The sequence below is a fragment of the Algibacter sp. genome, from assembly GCF_049667265.1.
GTDB lineage: Bacteria > Bacteroidota > Bacteroidia > Flavobacteriales > Flavobacteriaceae > Algibacter_B.
Window position 1 is genome coordinate 1 of the sequence record NZ_JBATHX010000174.1, and the last position, 11,774, is coordinate 11,774.

The window sequence follows — 11,774 nt, forward strand, 5'->3', positions numbered from 1 at the left end:
GCTTTATTAGCCGCAATACAGGTCATTGATTTTCCTATCGAAATGGCCGTATTAGGCATTATCCTAATTATTTTTTTATCAACCCCTAAAATCCTTTCAATCCTAGCCGTATCAACACCTGCCGCAACCGACATCACAATATGATTATCAGTAATTTTAGATTTCACACTTTCCAAAACCGCATCAATATGTTTTGGTTGCAAAGCAAAAAGCACAATATCTGAATTCTCAACAGCCAACTCGTTATCGCTTGTAATGAAAACATTTTTTACACTTTCAAAACTATTAACAGCCTTCGTATTTCTATCGCTTAAATACAACTGTGTAAACGACTCATTCTTAATAAGTCCTTTTGCAATCGAACTTCCTAAATTTCCTGTTCCAATTATGGCTATTTTCATAACTAATTTTTTAAATATTTTTATTTCTGCGTTACCACAAGGGTCGGGCTTTCCGCTATATCTTTTTCTCGTGCCTCAAAAAAGGATGCCGCTACAATCCCTAACGCGGGCATACTTGCTGTTTTTTTCCAGACTAAAAGTAAGTTGCTTTCAACCCTAAGCCAGTTGTTTCTTCTAAACCAAACATCAAGTTCATGTTCTGAACTGCCTGACCAGAAGCACCTTTCAATAAGTTATCAATCGTACTGGTAATTAATAATTTACCCTTGTGTTTATGTAAATGTACCAAACAATTATTAGTATTCACTACTTGTTTCATATGTAAAAATTCGTCCGAAACAAAAGTGAATTTAGCATCTTTATAAAATGCTTTATAGATCGACTTTGCTTCTTCAACCGTGCCTTCAAAATCTGTATAAATGGTAGCAAAAATACCTCTCGAAAAATTACCTCTATTTGGCATAAAAATAATTTCAGAAGCAAAATTATTTTGTAGCTGAATTACAGTTTGATTAATTTCTCCTAAATGCTGATGTGTAAACGGTTTATAATACGAAAAGTTATTATCTCTCCAGGTATAATGGGTGGTTTCAGACAATGATGTTCCTGCTCCAGTGGCGCCTGTAACCGCATTAATATGCACATCCTTTTTCAACAAACCTTTATCTGCTAATGGCAATAATCCTAATTGAATAGCTGTTGCAAAACATCCAGGATTAGCAATATATTTAGCCTTTTTAATAGCTTCTCTCTGTAATTCTGGCAAACCATAAACAAACGTTTTACCTTTAAAAACCTTGTCAGCTTCCAATCTAAAATCGTTTCCTAAATCGATAATCTTCGTATTATCTGAAAACGTGTTGGCAGATAAAAACTTAACCGAATTACCATGGCCTAAACATAAAAACAACACATCCACATCAGGATTCACGGTATCTGTAAATTCCAAATCTAAAGTCCCAACTAAATCTTGGTGCACTTTACTAATCTTGTTTCCCGCGTTTGATGTGCTGAAAACAAAATTAATTCCTGCATTAGGATGATGGATAAGTAATCTAATTAATTCTCCAGCCGTATATCCTGCTCCGCCAATAATTCCAACTTGTATCATTTTATTTCGAATTTACCTGTTGATATATTTTGTTCTGATTTCCAAGAATTTTAATAAATCCTTTAGCATCATCGGCAGTCCAAGCTTTATTTTCTTCACCATAACTTCCAAACTTAGCGCTCATTAAATCATGCTTTGAAACTATACCATCTAACGAGAAGTGATAAGGTTTTAACGTAACAGTTACATCACCACTTACCATCTCTTGACTACTTTGTAAAAAGGCCTCAATATTTCGCATAACAGGATCTAAATATTGCCCTTCGTGCAAATGCATGCCGTAAAAACTAGACAAATATTCTTTGTGTTGTAATTGCCATTTTGTTAATGTATGCTTCTCTAATAAGTGATGTGCTTTAATGGTAATTAAAGCGGCGGCGGCTTCAAAACCAACACGTCCTTTAATTCCAACAATGGTATCACCAACATGAATATCTCTACCAATAGCATAAGGTGAAGCCAAATTGTTTAAAACTTCAATATTTATTTCTGGATCATTTTCTATACCGTTTACAGCAACTAATTCGCCCTCTAAAAAAGTTAATTTCACTTTTTCATCTTCGGCATGTTTTAATTGCGAAGGGTAAGCTTCATTTGGTAATGGTTTATCTGAAGTTAAAGTTTCAACACCACCAACACTTGTTCCCCAAAGTCCTTTATTTACAGAATATTTTGACTTTTCCCAAGACATATCAATGCCGTTTACTTTCAGGTAATCAATCTCCTGCTGCCTTGTTAATTTTTCATCTCTAATAGGCGTAATAATTTTAATATTTGGTGCCAAAGTTTGAAAAATCATATCAAATCGCACTTGGTCATTTCCTGCACCAGTACTACCATGAGCTATATATTCTGCATTAATACTTTTAGCATATTCTACAATTTCAATAGCTTGAATAATACGCTCGGCACTTACTGATAATGGGTAAGAATTATTTTTTAACACGTTTCCGAAAATTAAATACTTTACTACTTTTTGGTAAAAAGTGGCAACTGCATCTATATTCTTATATGTTGAAACTCCCATTTTATAGGCGTTACTTTCAATATGACTAATTTCCCTTTTGGTAAATCCACCTGTATTTACACTTACTGCATGCACATCATATTCTTTTGATAAACTTACAGCGCAATACGATGTATCTAATCCGCCACTATAAGCTATAACTAATTTTTTCATTGAATTATGTTTTTCTATTTCCGCAAATGCGGTAAATTATTTTTTTTCTTTTTTAAGGAATAACGCTTCTTTTATACTTTTTAATCTTTGAAATGTTTTATCCTTTACTTTCTTTATATCACCTTTTTTAGCATTCGGATCATATAACATGCCCGTACATAAACACATTTTTCGATTAGTACGAGTTAAAACATCATAGTTTTTACAAGTTTGGCAACCATCCCAAAAGGTTTGATCGTCGGTTAATTCTGAAAAAACAACAGGCTTGTAACCTAAATCGCTATTCATTTTCATAACTGCAGAACCCGTGGTAATACTAAATATTTTTGCATCTGGGAATTTTTTTCTAGAATGTTCAAAAACCTTATGCTTAATTTTTTTTGCTAGTCCAACACCTCTGTAATCTGGGTGTACAATAAGTCCAGAATTAGCAACAAATTTACCATGACCCCATTTTTCGATATAACAAAACCCTGCAAATTTATCACCATCTAATGCAATAACGGCATTTCCGTTTTCCATTTTGGTAGCAATATACTCTGGCGTACGTCTGGCAATACCAGTACCTCTAACGGCAGCAGATTCAGCAATGGTTTCACAGATTAATTCTGCGTATTTAATATGTGATTTATCGGCTATTACAACCTTCATTTCCTTTATGTTTTTTTGATGTCAATTATTCTAATTTTTCCTAAAAGCAGAACTGGACTCACCTAGTTCAATAAATTATTGCATACCCTTACGGGCGACGAGGAAATCTACGACGCATAATAGAAGCTTGGTTAATAATTAAATTAACTTGATTTTGAAATGCAATGAATAAAATTTTGGACACTATGAAAAAATTAAAATTACGTACTAGATTTGCTTTAAATGAAGATTAAAAGCGGCGGCGGGGGTTGCTTGCTGGCAACCTGCGGAACACGTAACGTATTTTATTTATATTTTCCATAATGTAAAACTAATATTTTTTTTTAAAAAAGCCGTATTTACTATATACTATTTGGTAAAAATTATTAATATCTCGCTTTTTATATAGTTTTACTTTAAATAATTCAAATTCAAACTTTTAATACGTGATTTTTTTAATATTAAACTTAAGATTTGAATATATTAAAAAGACGATTCAAAAGAATCGTCTTTTTAAATTTATGTGGATTGAATTTCGACTTTAAAATAAACAAATATCAAATCCTATAAAATATAGTCTGTACTTATAAAATTAGACGTTTTCTTTTCTAATAATTCATTCAAAATAGCATTATTGTAGGCATTGTCTTTTGAAGCAACAAAAGTCCTAATTGAAAATGAACGCAAGGCATCATGTACACTCAAAGTTCCATAGGCTGAATCTTTCCTTCCTGTAAACGGATACACATCTGGACCACGCTGACAAGAACTATTTAGATTCACTCGGCAAACTAGGTTTACTAAGGTGTCAATTAGCGGAGATAATGTTGTAACATTCTGACCAAACAAACTAACTTGCTGACCGTAATTCGATTCGGCCATATCATCTAGTGGCTCTTCAATATCTGAAAAAGAAACAACAGGCACAACAGGTCCAAATTGTTCTTCTTTAAAAACACGCATATCTTTAGTTACTGGATATAAAACAGCCGGAAATATGAAATTTTCAGACGTTTCTCCACCTTTTTTATTAATAACTTTTGCCCCTTTATCTTTGGCATCATCAATTAATTCTTGAATAAAAGCTGGTTTTTCAGTTTCAGGAAGCGGTGTTAATTTTGCTCCAGATTCCCATGGGTTTCCAACCTTAAGCTGGTCTACTTTAAAAGCAAATCGTCTGTTAAATTCCTCAACCACAGATTCATGAACATATATTACTTTTAATGCTGTACAACGTTGTCCGTTAAACGACAAACTACCTGCAATACATTCTTCAACTGCTAAATCTAAATCGGCATCTGGTAAAACAATGGCTGGATTTTTAGCTTCTAAACCTAAAACCATTCTTAGCCTGTTTCCTTTTGGATGCTGAGCTTGCAAGGCATTCGCAGATTTACTGTTACCAATCAATGCTAAGATATCAATTTTTCCTGATTGCATAATTGGAGTTGCCAAAACACGACCACGACCATAAACAATATTTACCACGCCTTCAGGAAAACTACTTTGAAAAGCTTCCAATAATGGAGAAATTAATAAAACCCCTAGCTTTGCTGGTTTAAAAATAACGGGATTACCCATTATTAATGCCGGAATAAGTAGCGTAAACGTTTCGTTAAGTGGATAATTATAAGGACCTAAACAAAGAACTACTCCTAAAGGGCCACGACGAATATGTGCATAAACGCCAGAGTTTTTTTCAAACTTAGCCGAGTCTCTATCTATTTGCTTATAGGCCTCAATAGTATCATAAATGTAATCGACCGTCCTATCAAATTCCTTTTCAGAATCGGGGAGGTTTTTGCCAATTTCCCACATCAGTAATTTTACGACTTCTTCACGTTTGGTTTTCATTTCTTCTACAAAACTTTCCATACATGCTATTCTATCAGCAACTTTCATTGTTGGCCACAGACCTTTTCCGTTATCGTAAGCTTTAGTTGCTGATTCAAGAACTTCTAAAGCTTCTTTTTCGCCTAACTGAGGAATCGTTCCTAAAAGTGTTGGTTGATAGTCTTTGGTTGATGAAATAGTAGAATAAACTTCAGCTGTTTCACCTTCCCAATGTTTTAATTCACCATTAGATAAATAGGTTGTTTGATGTAAAAGTGATTTTATTTTATAAGCTTCTGGAATTTCTGCAAAAGGAAGTTTCATATTTCTGAATTTACTGAAGTCTAAATCCTGTTAGGGTTTTTAACTTTTTAGATTAATTTCTTTAAATCAAATTAAACGAAAATTACACTTAATGACGTCCTGAAATTCAAATATATAACAAAAATGGAACGCAAACGATTTCGCGATTTTCAAGTTTAATTTAGTATAAAATTAAAAAAATTACACTAAAAATTGAAACAAATCTGGCTTATCATTCAGGTAATCGCCAAAAAAATTGTGTTGTTTCATTTTTGAAATTAAAGGTTCTAAATCTGAAGCAGATTTTAACTGAACACCAACAACTGCCGAACCATTTTCTCTATTGGTTTTTTTAGCATATTGAAAATAAGTGATGTCGTCATTTTCTCCTAAAATATCCACCACAAACTCTTTTAACGCACCAGCTCGTTGCGGAAAATTTATAATAAAATAATGTTTCAAGTTTGCATATAATAAAGCGCGTTCTTTAATTTCTGGTGTTCTGGTAATATCATTATTACTTCCACTTACCACACAAACTACATTTTTTCCTTTAATGTCTTTGGCATAAAAATCTAAAGCCGAAATACTCAATGCCCCTGCAGGTTCTACAACAATAGCATCCTTGTTATAAAGCTCTAAAATAGTTTCGCACACTTTTCCTTCGGGAACTAAAATGATATCGTCTAAATTTTCTTTACAAATTGCAAAATTTAAATCGCCAACACGTTTTACGGCGGCACCATCAATAAATTTATCAATTGTTTCTAGCTCTGTATTTTTATTATTTGCAATTGATGTTTTCATAGAAGGCGCACCCTTAGGCTCCACACCAATAATTTTTGTGTTTGGAGATAACGCTTTAAACACCGTTGACAAACCCGATGCTAATCCACCTCCACCAATAGCTATAAACACATAATCGATAGGGATTTCAGATTGTTCTAAAATTTCTAATCCAATAGTAGCTTGCCCTTCTATAACTTTTTGGTCGTTAAAAGGATGGATAAATGTTTTTTCTAAATCTTCACATTCCAACATGGCTGCATGATAGGCATCATCATAGGTATCGCCAACAAGTTTAATTTCTATAAAATCTTCACCAAACATTTTAACCTGTTCCACTTTCTGATTTGGAGTTGGTGCAGGCATAAAAATGGTACCATGAATTTTTAATAATTTACAAGATAAAGCGACGCCCTGAGCATGATTACCAGCACTTGCGCATACCACGCCATTTTTAGATTGTTCTGACGATAGCGAGCTAATTTTATTATAAGCCCCTCTAATTTTATAGGAACGCACTTGTTGTAAATCTTCTCGTTTCAACCAAATATTGGCGTCAAATTGTTTTGAAATCCTTAAACTCTGATTTAAAGGCGTTACTGAAGATACTTTTTTAATAGTTTCAGCTGCAGCTTTCACGCTGTCTATACTAGGAAAATAGATTTGTTTCTCCTGACTCATCTTTATTCATTAGATTTTAACTTCTATGCAAGTTACAATTTGTGGAAATAAAAAACCTGCCTAAAATGATAACATCCGACAGGTTTTCTAAAATATAGTTTAGTTTAGTTGTGCTCTTTGCTATACTATTGGCTTCATTGCCTTCATAGATCCTCTTAAAAACGTTCCTACTTTTTCAACAGGATGGTTTCTTAAAGCGGCATTAACTTCAATAAGTTTGGCGTTATCAACACCTTTACCGTTATCTTTTGCATAAGGCTTTCCGATAACATCCGTTTTGATGTTTTTCATGAAATCTTTTAATAATGGCTTACATGCATGATCAAATAAGTAACATCCGTACTCAGCAGTATCAGAAATCACAGAATTCATTTCATATAATTTACGTCTTGCAATCGTGTTTGCAATAAGTGGTGTTTCATGTAAAGATTCGTAGTATGCAGACGCATCAATAATTCCAGAATCTACCATAGCTTCAAAAGCCAATTCAACACCAGCTCTTACCATCGCTACCATTAACACACCATTATCATAATATTCTTGCTCTGAAATTTCAACATTTCCAGCAGGTGTTTTTTCAAATGCAGTTTCAGCAGTTGCAGCTCTCCAACCTAATAAATCCTTATCATCGTTAGCCCAATCTGCCATCATTCCAGCAGAAAAACGTCCTTCAATAATATCATCCATATGCTTTTGGAATAATGGACGCATAATATCTTTTAACTCTTCTGATAATTCAAAAGCTTTAATTTTTGCTGGGTTTGAAAGTCTGTCCATCATATTAGTTACACCACCATATTTAAGACCTTCTGTTACAGTTTCCCAACCGTATTGAATTAATTTTGAAGCATAACCTTTATCAATACCTTCTTCAACCATTTTGTTAAAACAAAGGATAGAACCTGTTTGTAACAACCCACAAAGAATCGTTTGCTCGCCCATTAAATCAGACTTTACCTCAGCAATAAAAGACGATGCTAACACTCCTGCTTTATCACCACCTGTAGCTACAGCATAAGCTTTTGCTTGCGCCCAACCTTTTCCTTCAGGATCGTTTTCTTCGTGTACCGCTATTAATGTTGGCACACCAAAACCACGCTTATATTCTTCACGAACCTCAGAACCTGGAGACTTAGGAGCCACCATAATTACAGTAAGATCTTTACGAATTTGCATCCCTTCTTCAACAATATTAAAACCATGAGAATACGATAATGTCGCACCTTTTTTCATTAAAGGCATAACCGCATTTACGGCATTTGTATGTTGCTTATCTGGTGTTAAGTTTAATACTAAATCGGCAGTTGGAATTAACTCTTTGTAATTCCCAACTTTAAATCCGTTTTCTGATGCATTTAAAAAAGATTGACGCTTTTCTGAAATAGCAGCATCACGCAAGGCATAAGAAATATCTAAACCAGAATCTCTCATGTTTAACCCTTGGTTTAATCCTTGAGCACCACACCCAACGATTACAATTTTCTTTCCTTTTAATGCAGATACGCCATCTGTAAATTCTGAAGCATCCATAAATCGACATTTCGATAATTGATTCAATTTATCTCTTAGCGATAATGTGTTAAAATAATTTCCCATTTTATATTTAATTGTTTTATTATTGGTTATCGAATGCTATTAGCAATTCGGATATTTTCATTTCATCTTTTGTAACTGCAATACGCCCAGAACGCACAAATTGCATGATACCAAAAACATTTAAATCGCGTCTTAAAGACTCAATTTCGTTTCTTCTGCCAGATTTTTCAAGCACAAAAAACTCCTTGTTTACAGTCACAATTCTAGCGTAACTTTCTTTAATGATATTCTGAATTTGAGGTTCATTAAAAAGCAATTCAGATTTAATTTTGAACATACAAGACTCCGTAAAAATAGTTTCATCTTCGGTATGATAATACGCCCTAATGGCTTCAACCTGTTTTTCAATTTGCCTAACAAGTTTATTCGCTGTGTCTTCGCAAATGTTAACTACAATTACAAAACGATTGACACCATCAATTTCAGATTGCGATGTTGTTAAACTTTCAATATTAATATGTCTACGCTGAAAAATAGCTGAAATACGATTCAATAAACCGATATTATTTTCGGTGTATACTGATATTGTGAATGATTTTATGTCTGCTTTCATTTTACAAAAGATAATAGAGAAAAGATGTTAGAAAAAAGACGGTTTATGGTCTACTTTTTATTTCTGTCTTACATCAATAAGCATCTTTACTCTCTGTTCTATTTTCTTTATTCTATTTTATTTATTCTTAACTTAAACGTACATCTGAAACTGATGCCCCAGAAGGAATCATCGGGAACACGTTATCTTCTTTCTCCACCATTACCTCTAAGAAATAAGACTCTTTCGATGCCATCATTTCTTTTACAGCCGCTGCCAATTCTTCACGTTTTGTTACTTTCTTAGCTTTAATGTAATAACCTTCTGCAATGGCTACAAAGTTAGGATTTGTCATTTCGGTTGATGCATAACGCTTATCGAAAAACAACTGTTGCCATTGACGTACCATACCCAAAAACTCGTTATTTAAAACCACAATTTTTACAGCCGCTTTTTGCTGAAAAATAGTTCCTAATTCTTGAATATTCATTTGATAACCACCATCACCAATAATAGCTACAACCTCACGATCTGGCGCTGCCATTTTAGCACCAATAGCTGCAGGAAGTGCAAATCCCATAGTTCCTAAACCACCAGAAGTAATATTACTTTTAGTTTGATTAAACTCAGCATAACGACAAGCAATCATTTGATGCTGTCCTACATCTGAAACAATGGCTGCTTGACCCTTACTTTCAATATTTATTTGATTTAAAACCTCGCCCATAGTCAACCCTTCTTTTGTTGGATGGAGGTCGCCCTTTATAACTTTTTCGAACTCAATAGCATATAAATCTTTAAATTCTTTTAACCACGACTCGTGCGAATTTTTATTTAAAGCTTTTGAAAGCATGGCTAAACTTTCTTTCGAATCGCCTAAAACAGCCACATCAACTTTAACGTTTTTGTTAATTTCTGCTGGATCAATATCAAAATGAATAATTTTAGCCTGTTTTGCATAAGCATCCAAACGTCCCGTTACACGGTCGTCAAAACGCATACCAATAGCAATTAGCACATCACATTCATTAGTTAGTTTATTAGGCGCATAATTACCATGCATGCCAACCATACCAATATTTAAAGGGTGTGATGTTGGTAATGCAGAAGCACCAAGAATTGTCCAAGCAGATGGAATTCCTGCTTTTTCAACAACCGTTTTAAGCTCTCCTTCGGCTTGACCTAAAATAACACCTTGCCCCCAAACAATCATTGGTTTTTTAGCGTTATTTATCAATTCCGCGGCAGCGTTAACAGTCTCTTGACTTGTTTTAGGTACTGGTTTATAACTTCTTATTCCTGTGCATTTTTTGTATAGAAAATCTAACTCAGCAACCTGAGCATCTTTAGTAATATCAACTAAAACAGGTCCTGGCCTACCGCTTTTAGCAATATAAAAAGCTTTTGCAATAGCACCTGGAATATCTTCAGCTTTAGTAACCTGGCAGTTCCATTTAGTAACTGGTGTAGAAATACCAACTATATCGGTTTCTTGAAACGCATCGCTTCCCAATAAATGAGAAAATACTTGACCAGTAATACATACTAACGGTGTCGAATCGATCTGCGCATCTGCAATTCCTGTTATTAAATTGGTTGCTCCTGGTCCAGAAGTTGCCATAGCGACACCCACTTTTCCAGAGATACGAGCGTACCCTTGAGCTGCATGCGCAGCACCTTGTTCGTGACGTGTTAATACATGATGAATTCTATCTTGATATTTATATAATTCGTCATAAACAGGCATGATCGCTCCTCCAGGATATCCATAAAGAATATCAACGCCTTCGGCAATTAAACTTCTTACAACAGCCTCGCTTCCTGATATACGTTCTGTTTTTTCTGCCACTTCTTGTGTTTTATTTGCGGTTTGTGTTTTCATAGTCTCAACCTTAATTGATGAGATTCCTGCCTGCGCAGGAATGACAATTACTTTTATTTATTACAAATCAGTTACACAGCCTTTTGATGCTGATGCTACTGTTTTCGCATATTTATATAATATTCCTTTTTTGTGTTTTAATGCTGGGGCAACCCATTTTGCTTTTCTTTCTGCTAATTCTTCATCAGAAAGTAAAACATTAATAGAGTTATCTTCAGCGCTAATTTTAATTTTATCGCCAGTTTTTAATAAACCAATATTTCCACCTGATTGTGCTTCAGGCGTAATGTGCCCCACTACAAAACCATGCGTTCCACCAGAAAAACGTCCGTCTGTAATTAATGCAACAGACTTCCCTAAACCAGCACCCATAATTAATGAGGTTGGTTTTAACATTTCTGGCATGCCTGGACCACCTTTTGGACCAACATAACGAATGACGACTACATCACCTCTTTCTACTTCACCATTTGAAATTCCTGTATTAGCAGCTTGTTCGCCATCATAAACCACAGCTTTTCCTTCAAACAATAAGCCTTCATTTCCAGATATTTTTGCAACAGCACCTTCAGTTGCTAAGTTTCCGTAAAGAATTTGCAAGTTCCCTGAAGATTTCAATGCTTTGTCTTTTGGATAAATTACATCTTGATCATTTTCAAAAGAAAGTGGCTCAACATCAGCTAAATTTTCAGCTAAAGTTTTTCCTGTTACTGTTAAACAATCGCCATGTAAGTAACCATTATCTAATAAGTATTTCATAACTGCTGGTGTTCCACCAACGCCATGAACATCTTCCATTAAGTATTTTCCAGATGGTTTTAAATCTGCTATTAAAGGTG

10 protein-coding genes are annotated in these 11,774 nt (G+C 34.3%); all 10 read right to left on the reverse strand.

Annotated elements, in window-relative coordinates; translation table 11 throughout:
* Positions 1–401: pyrroline-5-carboxylate reductase family protein (locus WBN21_RS06355; RefSeq protein WP_424198540.1), on the reverse strand; the 401-nt coding region annotated here is incomplete at its 3' end.
* A 133-nt stretch (positions 402–534) separates the two neighbouring features.
* Positions 535–1,512, reverse strand: a complete 978-nt coding sequence (argC, locus tag WBN21_RS06360) for an N-acetyl-gamma-glutamyl-phosphate reductase (protein ID WP_424198542.1) — start codon at positions 1,510–1,512, stop codon at positions 535–537.
* Between the two features lies 1 nt (position 1,513).
* Entirely contained in the window at positions 1,514–2,692 is a 1,179-nt protein-coding gene (locus tag WBN21_RS06365) for an argininosuccinate synthase (RefSeq protein ID WP_424198544.1), read from the reverse strand.
* A gap of 36 nt (positions 2,693–2,728) precedes the next feature.
* The gene (locus WBN21_RS06370; RefSeq protein ID WP_424198546.1) at positions 2,729–3,343 is read right to left on the reverse strand and encodes a GNAT family N-acetyltransferase; all 615 of its coding nucleotides are present in this window, start codon (positions 3,341–3,343) and stop codon (positions 2,729–2,731) included.
* A 543-nt stretch (positions 3,344–3,886) separates the two neighbouring features.
* A complete protein-coding gene (locus WBN21_RS06375) occupies positions 3,887–5,479 on the reverse strand; it encodes an NADP-dependent glyceraldehyde-3-phosphate dehydrogenase (RefSeq protein WP_424198548.1) in 1,593 nt (530 codons plus the stop codon).
* Positions 5,480–5,659: 180 nt separating this feature from the next.
* A complete protein-coding gene (gene ilvA, locus WBN21_RS06380; protein WP_424198549.1) occupies positions 5,660–6,925 on the reverse strand; it encodes a threonine ammonia-lyase IlvA in 1,266 nt (421 codons plus the stop codon).
* 120 nt (positions 6,926–7,045) lie between these two features.
* Positions 7,046–8,521: a ketol-acid reductoisomerase gene (gene ilvC / locus WBN21_RS06385; protein ID WP_424198551.1), complete on the reverse strand. Its 1,476-nt coding sequence runs from the start codon at positions 8,519–8,521 to the stop codon at positions 7,046–7,048.
* Positions 8,522–8,540: 19 nt separating this feature from the next.
* Entirely contained in the window at positions 8,541–9,074 is a 534-nt protein-coding gene (ilvN, locus tag WBN21_RS06390) for an acetolactate synthase small subunit (RefSeq protein WP_424198553.1), read from the reverse strand.
* 127 nt (positions 9,075–9,201) lie between these two features.
* Positions 9,202–10,935 (reverse strand): biosynthetic-type acetolactate synthase large subunit, encoded by a 1,734-nt coding sequence (ilvB, locus tag WBN21_RS06395; protein WP_424198555.1) that lies wholly within the window; start codon positions 10,933–10,935, stop codon positions 9,202–9,204.
* 60 nt (positions 10,936–10,995) lie between these two features.
* A partial coding sequence (locus WBN21_RS06400) for a dihydroxy-acid dehydratase (RefSeq protein WP_424198556.1) occupies positions 10,996–11,774 on the reverse strand: 779 nt, incomplete at its 5' end.